The organism is Gulosibacter sediminis, assembly GCF_023370115.1.
In the GTDB taxonomy this organism is placed as follows: Bacteria; Actinomycetota; Actinomycetes; order Actinomycetales; family Microbacteriaceae; genus Gulosibacter; species Gulosibacter sediminis_A.
Map to the genome: position 1 here is coordinate 1,607,702 of NZ_CP097160.1, position 16,658 is coordinate 1,624,359.

Genomic DNA, 16,658 nt, shown 5'->3' on the forward strand with positions numbered 1-16,658 from the left:
CCCACAACTCGACGAGGAGCCACCCCATATGTCCGGTACCCCGAAGTCGGGAGCACAGGGAGGCGGGGTGCGAGAACGCATCACTCCTCCGGTCGTGCCCGCTGACCCCGATCTCAACATCACCGATCTGCTGCACAAGCAGCTCGATCTGCGACCCAATGCGGCACTGTTCTCAGTACCGAAGGGTGACGGTTGGCGCGATATCTCCACCCGCGAGTTCGTCGACGACGTGAACTCGATCGCCAAGGGGTTCATCGCCGCTGGCGTTCAGCCCGGCGACCGCATCGCCTTCCTCTGCGTCACGAGCTACGAGTGGACGCTCATCGACTACGCGCTCATGACCGCCGGCGCGGTGATGGTGCCGGTCTACGAGACAAGCTCGGCCTCGCAGGTGGCCTGGATGCTCACCGACTCGGGTGCCAAGGGCATTCTGGCCGAAGACGAGAAGCTCGCCGGCCGCTACGACGAGATCGGCGAAGGCCGGCCCGAGGTGCGGTGGCGCTGGACGATGAGCGAGGGCGCGCTCGACCAGCTGCGCGAGGCCGGCAAATCGGTCACGGATGCGCAGCTCGAGCAGGCGCGCACGCAGGCGAAGGCCGACGACGTCGCGACCATCATCTACACCTCCGGCTCGACCGGCCGCCCGAAGGGTACCGTGCTCACGCACGCGAACTTCGTCGAGCTCGTGCGCAACATCGAGGAGCCGCTGTCGCCGCTCGTGCGCAAGCCCGGCGCATCCACCCTGCTGTTTATCACGCTCGCGCACGTGTTCGCCCGGCTCATCTCGATTCTCTGCGTCTCGACGGGCGTCAAGGTGGGCCACCAGCACGACACCTCACAGCTCGTGCCGGCGCTCGGCTCGTTCCGCCCGACGTTCCTGCTCGCGGTGCCGCGCGTTTTTGAGAAGGTCTATAACTCGGCCCTGCAGAAGGCGACCGAGGGCGGCAAGCGCAAGATCTTCGAGCGCGCCGTGAAGATCGGCGTCGCATACTCGCGGGCCCTCGACGAAGAAAAGGTGCCGCTCGGCCTCAAGCTGCAGTTTATGATCTACGACCGGCTCGTGTTCAAGAAGCTGCGCGAGACCCTCGGCGGCCGCGTCGAGCACGCCGTCTCGGGTTCGGCGCCGCTCGGCCTGTTCCTCGGCCACTTCTACCGCGCGCTCGGCGTGCAGGTGCTTGAGGGCTATGGCCTCACCGAGACGACGGCACCCGTGTCGGTGAACCTGCCCGGCGCGTTCAAGGTCGGCACCGTCGGCCCGCCCCTGCCCGGCGTCGGCGTGCGCATCGATGACGACGACGAGATTCTCGTCAAGGGCGTCGACGTGTTCCGCGAGTACCTCAACAACCCCGAGGCAACGGCCGATGCCTTCACCGAGGACGGCTGGTTCCGCACCGGCGACCTCGGCCGCCTCGACGCCGACGGCTACCTGACGATCACCGGTCGTAAGAAGGACATCATCGTGACGGCGGGCGGCAAGAATGTCGCGCCGGCGACGTTTGAAGACCCGATCCGCGCCGACACGATCGTCGGCGAGTGCGTCGTCGTGGGTGACCAGAAGCCGTTCATCTCGGCCGTGATAACGCTCGACCCCGAGATGCTGCCGAAGTGGCTCGAAACGCGGGGGCTCGACCCGAACCTCTCGCTCGCCGAGGCCGCCGAGAACGACAAGGTGCGCGCGCACTTGCAGTCGGTCATCGATCGCGCGAACACGCGCGTGTCGCGGGCCGAGTCGATTCGCGAGTTCCGCATCCTCGACTATGTCTTCAGCATCGACGACGGCACGCTCACGCCGAAGCTATCGATCAAGCGCAACGTCGTGCTCGAACGCATCGCGCCGGTTATCGCCGAGATCTACTCGAAGACCTCGTCGGTGCCCACGCTCTAGCGCCCGCGCCCCACTGCCGAGAGCGGCTGGTTCTTAGAACCAGTCGCTCTCGCGGATTTCCCGGAGGGCGAGCCTGCGCTGGTCCTTCGCGAGCGTGTCGACGTAGACGGTGCCGTTGAGGTGATCGGTCTCGTGCTGCAGCATCTGCGCCATAACGCCGGTGCCTTCGAGCACGACTTCCTCGCCCTCGAGATCGATGCCGCGCACGCGCGCGTACGGGTAGCGCTTGGTTGGGAACCAGAGGCCGGGCACCGAAAGGCAGCCCTCATCGATCTCGGTCGGCTCGCCCGACACCTCTTCGAGCACGGGGTTGATGACGTAGCCGACCTTGCCGTCGACGTTGTAACTGAACGCGCGCAGGGGCACGCCGATCTGTGGCGCGGCCACGCCCGCGCGACCATCCATATCGGTCGTCTCGACGAGATCGGCGATGAGGCTGCGGATGCGGTCGTCGATCTTCGTGATCGGGTCGGCCTCCGTGCGCAGCACGGGGTCGCCGTAGTACCGGATGTCGCGAATGGTCACGCTTGCAGTTCCTCCTCCGCCTTCAGTAGGGCGTTCTCGATGATTTCAGTGGCGGCCGGATGCGGCCAATACTGTCCGCGCGCGAGGCCGCGCACGCTCTGGTCGAAGCTCGCGGCCTGCAGCAGCGGCTGCAGGAGGATCGGCGCGTCGGGGCCGATGATGTGCGCGCCGAGCAGCTTGCCGGTGACGCGTTCGACGACGATCTTGAGGAAACTCACCTCGTCGTCGAGCGCCCATCCCCAGGCGGTCCAGCCGTAGTCGTGGCGCACCTCGAACGCGTCGATGCCCTGCTCGCTGGCTTCGGCGAGCGTGAGCCCGAAGTGGGCTACCTCGGGGGCGCTGAACACCGCGTACGGCACCGGGCCGAGCGTGTTTGCCGCGAGTGCGTCACCGCGGGCCGCGCGGCGGAGGTTTTCCGCGACGATGCGCGCATCCTGGTTCGCAACGTGCTTGAGCTGGTGCGGCGACGAGATGTCGCCGAGGGCGTAGAGGCCGTCGACGGGCCCGCCACCGCGGAGCACGCGCTGGTGTAGGTCGACCGTGAGCGTGCCGTCGTCGCGCACGTCGAAGCCGGCCACGTCGACGCCGAGGCGGTCGGTGTTCGCGATGCGCCCGGCGGCCACGAGCACGAGCTCTGCCGTGAGCTCACCCCCGTCGTCGAGCGTGAGTTGCCAGCCTGATTCGGTGTGCTCGGCTGCGGCGACCGTGACGCCGGTGCGCACCGACCACTGTTCGCCCGCGAGCTTGGTGAACGCCTCGGAGACGTCGGCGTCGGCGCTGCGGAGCAGCGGCGAACGGTTGAGTTGTGTGACCTCGACGCCAAAAGCCGAGTAGACCGCGGCGAACTCCGACGCGACGGCACCGCCGCCGATGACAACCAGGCTCGCGGGCAGCGCGTCGAGCCGCAGCGCGTCGTCGCTCGAGATCACGGTGTCGCCGAACGGCAGGGTAGGCAGCTCGCGCGGCCGCGAGCCGGCGGCGATGACGATGCGCTCACCGCGCAGGCGTCGCCCGCTCACTGTTGTGAGCTCACGCTCCCCCGTGAACTGCACGGTCTCGCGCACGAGCGAGATGTTCGGCTCACCGTGATCGCGGTAGGCCTCGCCGCCCTGCGAAATCGAGTCGATGCGACCGAAGACGCGGTCGCGCACGGCGGCCCAGTCGAGCTCGGCCGAGCCGTGCACGCCGAGGTGGCCGCCCTGACGCACCTCGCGGGCGACGTCGCTCGGGTGCACGAACATCTTCGTCGGGATGCAGCCGGCGTTGAGGCACGTGCCTCCGAACCAGCGACCGTCGTCGACGATCGCGATGCGCCAATCAGCGAAGTCCGGCCCGGGAATCGTGTTGCCCGAACCGGCCCCGATGATGATGAGGTCGAACTCCTCGTACTCGGTCTGGGGCACGGCCATCCCTTCGTCATGCGGGGATGGCCGTGCGCGCGCTATTCGGCGCCGATCAGCCCGCTGCTGTCTGCGGGTCGGATGACGGCAACGAGATCGCCGTTGTCAACCGACTGCGATGCCTGCTGGAGCACCACCCGCTCAATCGTACCCGCGACGCTCGCGGTAATTGCCGCCTCCATCTTCATGGCCTCGATGGTCGCGATCTGGTCGCCCTGCGCGACCTCCTGGCCCGCCTCGACGCGCACCGTTACGGTGCCCGAGAACGGCGCCGCGACGTGGCCCGCGTTGTTCGGGTCGGCCTTCTCGCGCTCGATCTCCTCGACCTTGACGCTGCGGTCGCGCACGAGCACGGGGCGCAGCTGGCCGTTCAGCGTGGCCATGACGGTGCGGGTGCCCGACTCGTCCGGCTCACCGATCGCCTCGAGCGTGATGAATAGGTCGACGCCCTTCTCGAGTGGCACCCGGTACTCCTCGCCGGGCTCGAGCCCGTAGAGGTAGTCAAGCGTGTCGAGCTTCGACAGGTCGCCGAACAGCGCGCGGATGTCTTCGAAGATCGCGGTCGGCTGCGGGAACAGCAGGCGGTTCAGGGTCGCCCGACGAGTTGCCGAGTCGCCCGCGAGGTCGGCCTCGTCCTGCGCACTGAGCGGTTTCACGTCGATGTTCGGCTGCTGACCGCGCAGTGCCTTCGTGCGGAAGGGCTCGGGCCAGCCGCCCGGCAGGTCGCCGAGTTCGCCGGCAAGGAAGCCCGTGACCGACGCGGGAATGTCGTAATTCTCGGGGTGCTCCTCGAAGTCCTTCGGGTCGGCGTTGACGGCCACGAGGTGGAGCGCGAGGTCACCAACGACCTTCGACGACGGCGTCACCTTCGGCAGGCGGCCGAGGATTCGGTCGGCCTCGGCGTACATGTCTTCGATGCGCTCGAAGTCGTTCGCGAGGCCGAGCGCGATCGCCTGCTGGCGCAGGTTCGACAGCTGCCCGCCCGGAATCTCGTGGCGGTAGACGCGACCGGTCGGCGACGGCAGACCGGACTCGAACGGGCGGTAGATCGCGCGCACGGCCTCCCAGTACGGCTCAAGGTCGGTGACCGCCTGCAGGTCGAAGCCGGTGTCGCGCTCGGTGTTCGCAAGCGCCGCGACAAGCGCGCTCATCGAAACCTGGCTCGTCGTGCCCGACATCGGCGCGGCAGCGACGTCGACCGCATCCACCCCGGCGTTGCTCGCGGCGACGAGCGTGGCGAGCTGGCCACCAGCCGTGTCGTGCGTGTGCAGGTGCACCGGCAGGTCAAAGCGCTCGCGCAGCGCCGCGACCAGCTTCGTCGCCGCTGCGGGGCGCAGCAACCCGGCCATGTCCTTGATCGCGAGCACGTGCGCGCCCGCGTCGACGATGCGCTCGGCCAGCTCGAGGTAGTAGTCGAGCGTATAGAGCTCCTCGGCCGGGTCAAGCAGATTGCCGGTGTAGCACATGGCCACCTCGGCGACCGCGCTGCCGGTCTCGAGCACGGCGTCGATCGCCGGGCGCATCTGCTCGACGTCGTTGAGCGCGTCGAAGATGCGGAAGATGTCGACGCCCGTGTCGGTCGCCTCACGCACGAACGCGTCGGTGAGCGCGGTCGGGTAGGGCGTGTAGCCGACGGTGTTGCGGCCGCGCAGCAGCATCTGCACCGGGATGTTCGGCAGTTCGGCGCTGAGGCGCGCGAGGCGCTCCCACGGGTCCTCCCCGAGGAACCGGAGGGCGACGTCGTAGGTCGCGCCGCCCCAGGCTTCCATCGAGAGCAGCTCCGGCAACTCGTTCGCGACGTGCGGCGCGACCTCGAGCAGGTCGGTCGTGCGCACGCGGGTCGCGAGCAGCGACTGGTGCGCGTCGCGGAACGTCGTGTCGGTCACGCGCAGGCGGGGGTCGGCGCGCAGCTGCGCCGCCCATCCGGCCGGGCCAAGCTCGCGCAGCAGCTGGCGCTGGCCGCGGAGCTCGCCGGCCTGTTCAAGGGCCGGCAGCTTGAGGCGCGGCTGTACCGTCGCGGGCCGCTCGCCGTTGGGCTTGTTCACCGTGACGTCGGCGAGCCAGTTGAGGATCTTCGTGCCGCGGTTCGCCGACTTGCGGTACTGCAGCAGCTCGGGTCGCTTCTCGATGAAATCGGTCGAGACTTCGCCGGCGACGAAGGCCTCATCGCCGAGCACACCCTCAATAAAGGGAATGTTCGTCGCGATGCCGCGGATGCGGAACTCGCTCAGCGCGCGCCGGGCCCGGCTCACGGCGGTGCGGAAGTCGCTGCCGTGAGCGATGAGCTTGAGCAGCAGCGAGTCGAAGTAAGGCAGCACCTCGGCACCGGTCGCGACGGTGCCGCCGTCGATGCGGATGCCCGAGCCGCCGGCCGAGCGGTAGGCGGTGATGGTGCCCGAGTCGGGGCGGAAGTCCTGCGACGGGTCTTCCGTCGTGATGCGGCACTGGATCGCGTAGCCGCGGCGTTCAATCGCTTCCTGCTCGAGGCCGAGGTCCGCGAGCAACTCCCCCGACGCGATGCGCATCTGCGACTGCACGAGGTCGACGTCGGTGATCTCTTCGGTGATCGTGTGCTCGACCTGGATGCGCGGGTTCATCTCAATGAACACATGCTGGCCGGCTCGCTCGCCCTCGGTGTCGATGAGGAACTCGACGGTGCCCGCGTTGACATAGTTGATCGACTTCGCGAACTTCACCGCGTCGGCGTAGATCGCGTCGCGGATCGACTGGTCGAGATTCGGCGCGGGCGCGATCTCGATGACTTTCTGGTGGCGACGCTGTACCGAGCAGTCGCGCTCGAACAGGTGGACGGCATCGCCGCTCGAGTCGGCGAGAATCTGCACCTCGATGTGCCGGGGACGCAGCACGGCCTGCTCGATGAACATGGTGTCGTCGCCGAAGGCGCTCTTCGCCTCGTTCATGGCCGACTCGAGCGCGCCGCGGAGGTCTTCGTGTCGCTCGACCCGACGCATCCCTCGCCCGCCGCCGCCGGCGACGGCCTTGGCAAACACCGGGTAGCCGATCTCGTCAGCGGCCGCGATGAGCGCGTCGACGTCGGTCGACGGCTCGGAAGACTGGAGCACGGGCACGCCGGCGCCGATCGCCTGCTGCTTCGCGTGCACCTTGTTGCCCGCCGAGGCGAGCACGGTCTGCGGCGGACCGATGAAGGTGATGCCGTTGTCGGCGCACGCCTTCGCGAAATCGGCGTTCTCAGAGAGGAAGCCGTAGCCCGGGTAGACGGCGTCGGCACCCGAAAGCTTCGCGACCCGAATGATCTCGTCGATATTGAGGTACGCCTGCACGGGCGAGCCCTCCGAGCCAATCTCATAGGCTTCATCGGCCTTGAGCCGGTGCAGCGAGTTGCGGTCTTCGAACGGATACACGGCGACGGTTTTCGCCCCGAGTTCGACCGCGGCCCGGAAACCACGAATCGCGATTTCTCCGCGATTCGCGACGAGAATTTTCTTGAACACGCTTACCCTCACTCTTCCTTGGGTGTGGAAGTGGATTATGCACTTTGTTGTGTCGTGGTGTTCACACTATCGGGCGACGCGCGCAATTTGCGTGCTCAGGAGGTGCGGATCGGCCCACACACAACATTTCGTGAATATGTTCAAGCAAACAAGAAAATCGCGAACTTTTCGTACAAGTCCGCGATTTCTCAGTGAATTGGATACGCTAGCTCACGCGCTTCTTGCGGCGCGCGGCGAGCTCGTCCTCGGGCTCGGCCCGCTCGGTTTCGATGTCGACGAGGTTCGTCTCGACCTCGCGCAGCACCTGGCCGACGAAGATGCCGAAGACACCCTGGCCGCGCTGGACGAGGTCGATGACCTGGTCGTTCGAGGTGCAGAGGTAGACGCTCGCACCGTCAGACATGAGCGTCGTCTGGGCGAGGTCGGTGATGCCCGCGTCGTGCAGCTGCTCGACGGCGATGCGAATCTGCTGCAGCGAGATGCCCGTCTCGAGCAGGCGCTTCACGAGCTTGAGCACGAGGATGTCGCGGAACGAGTAGAGACGCTGCGAGCCCGAGCCGGCGGCGTTCTGAATGGTCGGCTGCACGAGCTCCGTGCGGGCCCAGTAGTCGAGCTGACGGTAGGTGATGCCGGCCACCTTCGCGGCGACGGCGCCGCGGTACCCGAGGTTCGGGTCGAGGTCGGGCAGACCGTCGGTGAACAGCAGCTCTCCGTGCAGCGGCTGTCCGTCTGCACCCTCGCGTGCGCTCATGGCGTTACCCTTTCCAACCGAACCGTGCCGGTCTGCTTTGTGCGGATTTTCCGCCCAGTTGCGTTGCAGTCAGTCTTGTCCTTCGGACCGGATTCGTGGGTGCGGCTCGCCGGTGCAGCGTCGCACGACGCATCCGATTTCGAAGGTCGGCTCACCTCAGTGTAGGCGAGCCGGCGTCGTTCATCGAGGTCGAATTACAACGATGAGATCGTGTCAAAGAAAACCACGTCACCGGGAGTGGCACGCCGAAACCCTCAACTTCAAGTTGAGGGTGAGACCAAACCGTAATCTGCGGCGTGGCCCGCGGCCCCAGCGCTAGCCTCGACGGTCGCGCAGGCCCTGCCGCAGCAGCGCCGAGCGGACCCGCTCGAGCGCGGTCGCGAGTTCGTCGGCCTTTTCCTGCGCGCGGGCCGAGGCCTCCGCATCCTTGCCCCGCTTGAGCGGCGTGATAGCACGCTCGACGAGGCCCAGGTCGTGCTGCGCCGCCGAACGATAGGGACGCAGGTGGCGCGGCTGAATGCCCGAACCGTCGAGTTCGACGAGCGTCGTGAGCAACACGAGCTCGTCTTCGCCGTAGCGCATCGCCCGCGCGATGAGGCCGGCGGTGTGCGCGGCCTCGAGCAGGTCGCGGCTCGCGCCGGAGCGCTGCAGGAGCTCATCCCGGCGCAGCTCGAGCCCGGTTTCGAGGATGCCAAGGCCGGCCGACGCGGCCGCCTCGCCCTTCGCTCGTGCCGGCGACGTCGCGCCCGGCACCTTCGGGTTCTCGCCGCGGTCGACCGCGTCGAGGTACTCGCCGATCACCTTGAGCGGCAGATAGTGGTCGCGCTGCAGCGCGAGCACGACGCGGATTCGCTGCACGTCCTGGTCGGAGTACTTGCGGTACCCCTTCTCGGTGCGGGCAGGATGCACGAGCCCCTGCTCTTCGAGGAATCGAATCTTCGACGGGGTGAGTTCGGGGTGCTCGGCGCCGAGGCGCTGCAATACCTGCCCGATCGACAGCTTCGGGGTCGCGCCACTCGACGCGGCCGCCGCAGTTGACGCTGCCATCGACTACTGCGCCGTCTGCGTGCCCGGCACGTCGAGCGGCGACGCGTAGAAAGTGAGTCGGTACTTGCCGATCTGCACCTCGCCACCATTCGTCAGCTGGGCCTGGTTGATGCTCTCGCCGTTGTAATAGGTGCCGTTGAGCGAACCGAGGTCGCGCACCTGGAACGTGCGGCCCGTGCGCGTGAACTCCGCGTGGCGGCGCGACACCGTGACGTCGTCGAGGAAGATCTCGGCATTCGGGTGGCGGCCGGCGATCTGCAGGTCGGTGTCGAGCAGGAAGCGGGCACCAACGTTGCTGCCGCGGCGCACGATCAGCAGCGCCGAGCCCGAAGGCAGGGCTCCGATCGAATCCATCTCCTCTTTGCTCACACCACCGGCGATGAGTGCGGCGAGCTGAGCGCTGAAGTCACCCGTAAACGACATGGTCGACGACTGCTCTCCTTGCGGTGCGTCGTCACCGCGGGGGTGCTCCAGGTCGCACCCGTCGTTCTGCGACATGTATTCCTCCTGCTCGATGAGAGCAATTAGCTTAACGCACGCCAAATCACGAATGATGGGCGCAGGCCCAGTAAACTCGCGCTCACTATGGATGAGCGGTATGACAGCGATCCGATCGCGCAACTACGAGAATCGCGCAAGCCCAAAGGCCCCCGTAAGGTTACCGCGCGCAAGGGCATGTGGCTTGAGGATCCGGTGACAGAGTTCTACGGGCAGCTCGCCGCGGCCGATCGCGAGACCGTGACGCTGCGCGACGCCGACGGCGCCACCAAGAAGTTTCCGCGGCACGAAATGTTCTTCGACGACGACGGCGCGGTGGTGCTCACCTTCGCCGCCGCCGCGCCGAAGACGCCCACCCGCAGCGCCTCCGGCTCGGTTTACGTCGAGGGCGCCCGGGCCCGGGTCGCCCGCGCCGGCCGCATCTTCGTCGAGGGTCGGCACGACGCCGAGCTCGTCGAGAAGGTGTGGGGCCACGACCTGCGCATCGAGGGCGTCACGGTCGAATACCTCGAGGGCGCCGACCATCTCGAGGAGGTGCTGCGCGAGTTCGCGCCGGGCGGACCGCGCCGCGCGGGCATCCTGCTCGACCACCTCGTCGAGCGTTCGAAGGAGTCGCGCATCGCGGCCGACATCACCGCGAAGTTCGGTCGCGACTCGGTGCTCGTCATCGGTCATCCCTATATCGACGTGTGGCAGGCCGTGCGCCCCGAGCGGCTCGGGATGCGGCAGTGGCCGAACATCCCCCGCGGTCAGTCATGGAAGCACGGCATCTGCGCGCATCTCGGGTGGCCACACGAGGAGCAGGCCGATATCGCGCGGGCCTGGCAGCGAATCCTCGGGCAGGTGCGCAACTGGAACGACCTCGAGCCGTCGGTGATCGGCCGGGTCGAGGAACTCATCGACTTCGTGACGGCCCCGGGCACCTGATCGGCGGCCGGACGATCTCGACAAAGCGTAGAGTTAACGGCATGTCGATTCGCGTGTGGCAGGCGCTGCGCCTCATTCTTCCGGCCGTCTGGCTCGGCCTCATCATCGCTATTGACCTCATCGAGGCGCCGCTGAAGTTTCAGGCGCCCGGCATCACGATTCCGCTCGGCCTCGGCATCGGTCGGCTCGTGTTTCTCGCGATGAACATCACCGAGGTCGTCCTCGCGCTTGTGCTCGCGGTCGCCCTGTGGCGCAGCCGCGCGGAACTACGCTCGTGGACCCTCGCCGGCGCCGCGTTTGCGCTGCTCGTGCTGAAGTTCGCGGTGATTCGCCCGCTGCTCGCGGCGCACACCGATGCGGTGCTCGCCGGCGGCGAGGGCGGCTCGTACGCGCACTACTTCTATATTGCGACGGATGCGGTGCTGTTCGTCGTGCTCGTCTGGCTCGTGACTGCCCAGGCGCGGCGGCTCATTGGCGTGCGCGAGATCGATGTCGCAGGCTCGCGCTAGCCTGCGTGCATGCGCATCCTGCACACGTCTGACTGGCACATCGGCCGCACCTTCCATGGCGAATCCACCCTCGACCACCTCGAGGCGGTGCTGGGTGCGCTGACCGAATTCGTGCCCGAGCACGGCGTCGACGTGGTCGTCATCGCGGGTGACATCTTCGACTCGGCGGCACCGGCCGCGATCGCCTTTGATTTCTTGGCCGCGGCGCTGCAGCGCCTGCGCGCGGCTGGCGCGACCGTCGTCGTGTCGAGCGGCAACCACGACTCGGCAGCCCGCCTGCGCTTTCCGTCGGCCTGGGCGAAGCTCGCCGACATCCACATTTCGGCCGACCCCGCGCTGCCGGCCACGCCCATTGAGCTGCGCGACGAACACGGCCCAGTGCGCTGCTACCCCATTCCCTACCTCGAACCGGCGCTCGTGCGGCATCTGCCCGGCGCCGACGAGGTGCGCACGCAAGAAGATGCCCTGCGCTGGGCCACCGACGCCGTGCGCGCCGACCTGGCGGCACACGAGGGCAAGCGCACCCTCGTGCTCGCGCACTGTTTCGCGTCGGGGGTGCCCGAGACCACACCGGGCGATGACATCGAACGCGACCTCACTGCCGGTGGCATCGACGTCGTACCGAGCTCGCTGTTCGACGGCTTCGACTACGTCGCCCTCGGGCACATTCACTCGCGCGTCGAGGTGACCGAGCGCATCCGCTATTCGGGAGCACCGCTGCACTACTCGTTCAGCGAGGCCGGGGCACCCCGCGGCGCGTGGCTCGTCGACCTCGATGCCGACGGTTTCGCTGGCGCGCAGTGGCTCGAGCTTCCCGTGCCCCGCGCGCTGACGCGGCTGCGTGGCGAGCTCGACGAGCTCCTCACCGACGATGCCCATGCCGGCGTCACCGGCGACTGGGTGCAGGCGCAGCTCACCGACGTCGCCCGGCCGATCGACGCGATGCGCCGCCTGCGCGTCCGCTTCCCGCACGCCGTGCATCTCGAATACGACCCGCCCGCCCCGGTCGAGGGCGCGCCGTCGCACCTCGAACAGCTCGCGCAGCAGACGAGCGACGAGCAGCGCCTGCGCTCGTTCTTCGAGTTTATCCGCGGCGAGGCCGCGACCGAGGCCGAGCTCACCGAGCTCGACGAGTTGCTCGCCGCCGCACGCGCGAAGGAGGCCCAGCGATGAGGATGCTCCACCTCGAGTTCCGCGGGTTCGGCCCGTACCGCGACGCGCAAGCGATCGACTTCACGAGCCTCGCCGCCGACGGGCTGTTTCTCATCACCGGGAAGACCGGCGCGGGGAAGTCGACCGTGCTCGACGCGATCGCGTTCGCGCTCTATGGCAGCGTGCCACGCTACGACGGCTCGGTGGGCCGGGTGCGCAGCACCTTCGCCTCGCTCGATGACCCCACCGAGGTAACACTCGAGTTCGAGCACGGCGGCGAGCGCTACCGCATCACCCGTTCGCCCGAGTACGAGCGCCGCAAGAAGCGCGTCGCCGGGGGCACCACGGTGCAGGGCGCGGCCCAGCAGTTCGATCGCTGGGACCCGGCAGCCGACGACTGGCAGGGCATCGCGACGAAGGCGAGCGAGGTGGCCGCCGAGCTCACGCAGGTCTTCCCGCTCACCGGCGACGAGTTCTTTCAGGTCGTACTGCTCGCGCAGAGCGACTTCCAGCGCTTCCTGCACGCCGACTCGGGCGATCGCCAGCGGCTGCTGAGCAAGCTCTTCCGCACCCACCACTACCGAGAGCTCCGCGAGCTCGCGCAGGAGCGTGCCCGCGAGGCCGCGCAGGAGTGGCAGGGGCTGCAGCGCGATCTGCAGGGCGTCGCGCGCGAGCTCGGCCTTGGCGACGACGAAACCGCCGTGACCGAAGAGGCCCTGACCTCGCTCGCCGCCGAGGTCGCCGCCTCGGTGACCGCCGCCGCGTCGACCCTCGAGTCGGCCCGCGGCGCGAACGACGAGGCAGCCCGGCGTCTGCGCGAACTCGAGCGTCAACACGAGCGCCAACTTCGGCGAGCGTCCGCCGCAGCGCAGCTCGCACGCCTCGAGGCCGAGCGCGAGGACATCGCGCGTGAGGTCGCCGAACCGCTACGCCGTGACCGCCTCGCCTCGCCGCTCGTGCCCGTGCTCGAGGCCCGCGCGCGGGCCGAGCGCACCCGCGATGCAAGCGCGCTCGCCCTCGAATCGGCCGCAGCCGCCCTCGACGCCCGGCTCGCGCAGCCCGACGCCGCCGAACTGCGCGACCTGATCGACGGCACCGAGCTCGCTGAGCGCACGACCGCGCTCTCGCAGTTGCGGGAACGCCTCGGCACGCTCCGCGAGGGTGAGTCGGTCGACCAACGGGTCGCGCAAGCCGAGCGCGTGGCGCGGGCCGCCGACGCCGCGCTCGCTACCACGCGCGAACAGCTTGAGCAGCTGCGCGGGGCCCGCGCCGAACGACCCGAGCAACTTCGGGCACTCGACAGCACCGTCGCCGAGCTCACCGCGAAGGCCGGGCAGCTCGACGAGACGAATGCGCTCGTAGCGACGCTCGCCGGGCAATTGCGCGCGGCGAAGGATGCCGCAGGCCTCGCCGCGCGCCGCGACGCCGCCCTCGCGCGGCGCGAGCGGGCCGCCGATGCGCTGACCCGCGCATCCGCCGCCGACCGCGAACTGATCACCCGCCGCCTCGAGGGCAGCGCCGCCGAGCTCGCCGGTCGACTCGTCGAGGGCGAACCGTGCGCGGTCTGCGGCTCGACGATGCATCCCTCCCCCGCCGAAGCGGCCGGCGAGCCGGTCACCGACGCCGACCTCGAGGCGTCCTCGGCCGCCGTCGAGTCGGCGAAGCAGGCCGATGCCGAGGCGCGCGACGCATACGACGCCGTGGCGGCCGAGCTCGCCAAGCGCGCCGCAGCCGCGGCCGGCCTCGACGTTGATGAGGCCACCACGCGACACCGCGACGCAACCGCCCGCGCGAAGCAGCTCAAGTCGGCGGCCACCGAACTCGCGCGTAGCCGTCAGGCTGCCGAGGAGCTCAGGTCACTCGATACCCGAGACGAGCAGCGCGAACGCGAGCTCGCCACGCTGGCCGAGACGCAGCTCGCCGCGGCGACCGCCGCGACGACCGAGCTCGCATCGCTCACCGAACAGCAGCGCGAACTGCGCGGCACGTTCGACACGGTGAGCGCCAGACGGCAGATGGTCGAGTCCGTGGCCGACGTGCTCGGCGCCGTCATCGAGGCGCAGCGCTCCGCCGAGGCCGCCCGCGAGGCCGCACGCGATGCGGCCGAGCGTGCCGCTGAGCGGCTTTCGGCGAGCGAGTTCGCCGACGAGACGGCCGCCCGGGCCGCGGCACTCAGCGACGCGCGCCGCGCCGAGCTAACCGAGCGCAAGCGGGCCCACGACTCGGGCATCGACGGCGCTCGCGCGACGCTCGCCGAACCCGAATTGCAGGGGCTTCCCGACGAGCAGGTCGATATTGCGCCAGCGAACGAAGCGGCCCAGCGCGCGGCCGACGCGCTCGGCGAGGCTCAGCGTTCGCACGGCGAGGCGACGGCCCGGCGGCAGACGATCGACGCCGCCATTGCCCGGGGGCGCGCACACCTGCGCGGCGCCGACCGCACCCTCGCGCGGGCGCGCATGCGTCAGCAGCTCGCGGGTGAGCTGCGAGGCGACAACAACCGCAAGCTCAACCTCGAGGCCTATGTCCTCGCGGCGCACCTCGAAGAGATCATCATCGCGGCGAACGTGCGCCTCGGCGAGATCACCTCGAACCGGTACTCGCTCGTGCGCGATGACTCGCTCGCCCGCCGCGGCGCGCAATCGGGGCTCGGACTCGAGGTCGCCGACATCTACACGGGGATCAACCGCAGCCCGCAGTCGCTGTCGGGCGGCGAGACCTTCCTCGTCTCGCTCGCGCTCGCGCTCGGCCTCGCCGATGTCGTCTCGGCGCAGGCGGGCGGCATCGCGCTCGACACGCTCTTCATCGATGAGGGCTTCGGCTCGCTCGATGCCGATACCCTCGAGGTCGCGATGCGCACGCTCGACCATCTGCGGGCATCCGGTCGCACCGTCGGCGTCATCAGCCACGTCGCCTCAATGCACGAGCGCATCCCCACCCACGTCGAGGTGCGCCAACTCGAGGACGGCTCCAGCACCCTCGACCTCCGCGACGCCGACTCCCCCAGCTAGCTGCCCCACCGGCCCACCGCCCCCACGCATCCGCCCACCCCCGACGCGGTTTTCTACGAGGGATGCGGTTGTAACTGCAGCGATCGTAGAAAACTGCATCTTGTGTACGCACTCGCGCGTTCGCGGAGGCCGCGCAAGCCGGCCACGGTCGCGGCGCGGAGCGGCTAGGTGCGCTCGGCGCCCTCTGCGAGGCGTTCGAGTTTTTCGCGGTAGGCGTCCCAGTCGAAGTCGTCGGGGATGTTGGTGTTGCTTGAGCGCAGACCGACGGCGCCGTCGACGTCCTCGCGCAGGATGTCCGCGTGACCAACGTGACGGGTGAGGTCGACGAGCACGTGCAGCGCGATCTCCTCGAACGTCACCGCGCGGCGCTCGGGCGGCCACCACGGCACCTCGCCCGGCGCATCCGGCTCGAGTTCGTCGAAGGCGGCATCGACGAAGGCGGCGACGCGATGCGACAGATCGAGGATGCTCGCGGCCGACTCGTCCGCGCGGGCATACCAGTCGGCCTGCGGGTCGACCTCCCAGTCAGCGTCGGAGATGAGCTCTTCGGGCGTCGGCCAGGCGCGGCCGAGCACCGCGCCGAAGTAGCCGCCCTCGATCATCGCGACGTGCTTCACCAGGCCGAGCAGGTTCGTGCCCGTCGCGGTGCGCGGCCGACGAAGCTCCGCCTCATCGAGCCCCGCGCACTTCCACCACAGCGCCTCGTGCCCGCGCGCAAGCGCTGCGCGCACGTAGTCATGTCCCGACTTGATCATCGAACCGGCCTAGCGGATGCGCAACCGCTCGAGGAAGTCGCGCACCTCGCGCAGCTCGTCCATCGAGATCTCGTGACCGAGCTCGGGGAAACGGTGAATCTCTGCCTTCGTGTGGCGCTTGAGCCAATCCTCGGTGAGCTGGAACGCGGCGCGCGAGATCGACGAGTCGTCTTGCTCACCCCAGGCAAAGAACACCTGGCGCTCGAGCTCGGTGAGCTTCGCATCGGATTCGACCGAACTGTTCTCGGTCGGCAGCACGAAGCCAGACAGCAACACGGCCGCCGGCACTCGCTCGGGGCGGGCCCGCAACAGTTCGGCTGCCATGACGGCGCCCTGGGAGAAGCCGATCGGGACGATCTTGCTCGTCGGCACCTTCTGATCGAGGGTGTTGAGCAGCAGCTGCAGCGATTTCTCGATCGCCTCGTCGTCGAGGGCATCGATGGCCTCGGTGACGCCGCCGCGCTTCGTCTTCGGATCGAACGGGAACCACGCCGCACCGGTCATTTCGGGCACTGGCAGTGGCGCTCGAATCGACAGGATGTCCCAATGCGGAGGCACGTCGAGCGGCGAGATGAGTCCAAACAGATCGCGTTCATCCGCGCCGAAGCCGTGTAGGAGGAGCAGCGTTGGTCCACCGCGGAGGCCCGTGGGAGAAATGGTGTGCAAGGTGGTCATATCGCGATTCAAGCACCGCCCGCTTGCGCCTTGTCTGAAGAAAACGGCCCGCG

13 protein-coding genes are annotated in these 16,658 nt (G+C 68.6%); 5 read left to right on the top strand and 8 right to left on the bottom strand.

Translation table 11 applies throughout. From position 1 onward, the window contains the following. Positions 1-28: 28 nt before the first annotated feature. Positions 29-1,885 (top strand): AMP-dependent synthetase/ligase, encoded by a 1,857-nt coding sequence (locus M3M28_RS07455; RefSeq protein ID WP_431193834.1) that lies wholly within the window; start codon positions 29-31, stop codon positions 1,883-1,885. 33 nt (positions 1,886-1,918) lie between these two features. Here M3M28_RS07455 and def read toward each other — a convergent pair whose 3' ends face one another. From def to M3M28_RS07485, 6 genes are all read right to left on the bottom strand, one after another. Beyond that, positions 1,919-2,410, bottom strand: coding sequence for a peptide deformylase (gene def, locus M3M28_RS07460; RefSeq protein WP_249385874.1), 492 nt, complete (start codon positions 2,408-2,410; stop codon positions 1,919-1,921). Continuing rightward, complete coding sequence (locus M3M28_RS07465; protein WP_249385875.1) at positions 2,407-3,813, bottom strand: mycothione reductase; 1,407 nt, start codon at positions 3,811-3,813, stop codon at positions 2,407-2,409. Before M3M28_RS07465 ends, def begins: the two co-directional genes overlap by 4 nt. 38 nt (positions 3,814-3,851) lie before the next feature. Then, a complete protein-coding gene (locus M3M28_RS07470) occupies positions 3,852-7,283 on the bottom strand; it encodes a pyruvate carboxylase (RefSeq protein WP_249385876.1) in 3,432 nt (1,143 codons plus the stop codon). A gap of 205 nt (positions 7,284-7,488) precedes the next feature. Continuing rightward, positions 7,489-8,034 carry a MerR family transcriptional regulator gene (locus tag M3M28_RS07475; RefSeq protein ID WP_125105735.1) on the bottom strand — a complete coding sequence of 182 codons (546 nt, stop codon included), beginning with the start codon at positions 8,032-8,034 and terminating at the stop codon, positions 7,489-7,491. A 315-nt stretch (positions 8,035-8,349) separates the two neighbouring features. Next, entirely contained in the window at positions 8,350-9,081 is a 732-nt protein-coding gene (gene ftsR / locus M3M28_RS07480) for a transcriptional regulator FtsR (RefSeq protein ID WP_249385877.1), read from the bottom strand. Between the two features lie 3 nt (positions 9,082-9,084). Next, positions 9,085-9,579, bottom strand: a complete 495-nt coding sequence (locus M3M28_RS07485) for an FHA domain-containing protein (protein ID WP_249385878.1) — start codon at positions 9,577-9,579, stop codon at positions 9,085-9,087. Positions 9,580-9,666: 87 nt separating this feature from the next. Here M3M28_RS07485 and M3M28_RS07490 point away from each other — a divergent pair, with 87 nt between their 5' ends. From M3M28_RS07490 to M3M28_RS07505, 4 genes are read left to right on the top strand one after another with little or no spacing between them, the layout of a single operon-like run. Beyond that, positions 9,667-10,506 carry a DUF3097 family protein gene (locus M3M28_RS07490; RefSeq protein WP_249385879.1) on the top strand — a complete coding sequence of 280 codons (840 nt, stop codon included), beginning with the start codon at positions 9,667-9,669 and terminating at the stop codon, positions 10,504-10,506. A gap of 41 nt (positions 10,507-10,547) precedes the next feature. Beyond that, the gene (locus M3M28_RS07495) at positions 10,548-11,015 is read left to right on the top strand and encodes a hypothetical protein (RefSeq protein ID WP_249385880.1); all 468 of its coding nucleotides are present in this window, start codon (positions 10,548-10,550) and stop codon (positions 11,013-11,015) included. Between the two features lie 9 nt (positions 11,016-11,024). Then, positions 11,025-12,188: an exonuclease SbcCD subunit D gene (locus M3M28_RS07500; RefSeq protein WP_249385881.1), complete on the top strand. Its 1,164-nt coding sequence runs from the start codon at positions 11,025-11,027 to the stop codon at positions 12,186-12,188. Next, on the top strand, positions 12,185-15,175 hold the full coding sequence (locus M3M28_RS07505; RefSeq protein WP_249385882.1) for an AAA family ATPase: 2,991 nt from the start codon (positions 12,185-12,187) through the stop codon (positions 15,173-15,175). The genes M3M28_RS07500 and M3M28_RS07505 overlap by 4 nt, the downstream gene beginning before the upstream one ends. Before the next feature lie 164 nt (positions 15,176-15,339). Here M3M28_RS07505 and M3M28_RS07510 read toward each other — a convergent pair whose 3' ends face one another. Continuing rightward, positions 15,340-15,930, bottom strand: coding sequence for a DinB family protein (locus M3M28_RS07510; protein WP_249385883.1), 591 nt, complete (start codon positions 15,928-15,930; stop codon positions 15,340-15,342). A gap of 9 nt (positions 15,931-15,939) precedes the next feature. After that, positions 15,940-16,605 (bottom strand): alpha/beta hydrolase, encoded by a 666-nt coding sequence (locus M3M28_RS07515; protein WP_249385884.1) that lies wholly within the window; start codon positions 16,603-16,605, stop codon positions 15,940-15,942. Positions 16,606-16,658 lie beyond the last annotated feature (53 nt).

Excerpts from the sequence above, each read along its gene's own strand:
- M3M28_RS07455 (WP_431193834.1), top strand. The coding sequence starts at position 29 with ATGTCCGGTACCCCGAAGTCGGGAGCACAGGGAGGCGGGGTGCGAGAA.
- M3M28_RS07475 (WP_125105735.1), bottom strand. The coding sequence starts at position 8,034 with ATGAGCGCACGCGAGGGTGCAGACGGACAGCCGCTGCACGGAGAGCTG.
- ftsR (WP_249385877.1), bottom strand. The coding sequence starts at position 9,081 with ATGGCAGCGTCAACTGCGGCGGCCGCGTCGAGTGGCGCGACCCCGAAG.
- M3M28_RS07485 (WP_249385878.1), bottom strand. The coding sequence starts at position 9,579 with ATGTCGCAGAACGACGGGTGCGACCTGGAGCACCCCCGCGGTGACGAC.
- M3M28_RS07490 (WP_249385879.1), top strand. The coding sequence starts at position 9,667 with ATGGATGAGCGGTATGACAGCGATCCGATCGCGCAACTACGAGAATCG.
- M3M28_RS07495 (WP_249385880.1), top strand. The coding sequence starts at position 10,548 with ATGTCGATTCGCGTGTGGCAGGCGCTGCGCCTCATTCTTCCGGCCGTC.
- M3M28_RS07500 (WP_249385881.1), top strand. The coding sequence starts at position 11,025 with ATGCGCATCCTGCACACGTCTGACTGGCACATCGGCCGCACCTTCCAT.
- M3M28_RS07505 (WP_249385882.1), top strand. The coding sequence starts at position 12,185 with ATGAGGATGCTCCACCTCGAGTTCCGCGGGTTCGGCCCGTACCGCGAC.
- M3M28_RS07510 (WP_249385883.1), bottom strand. The coding sequence starts at position 15,930 with ATGATCAAGTCGGGACATGACTACGTGCGCGCAGCGCTTGCGCGCGGG.
- M3M28_RS07515 (WP_249385884.1), bottom strand. The coding sequence starts at position 16,605 with ATGACCACCTTGCACACCATTTCTCCCACGGGCCTCCGCGGTGGACCA.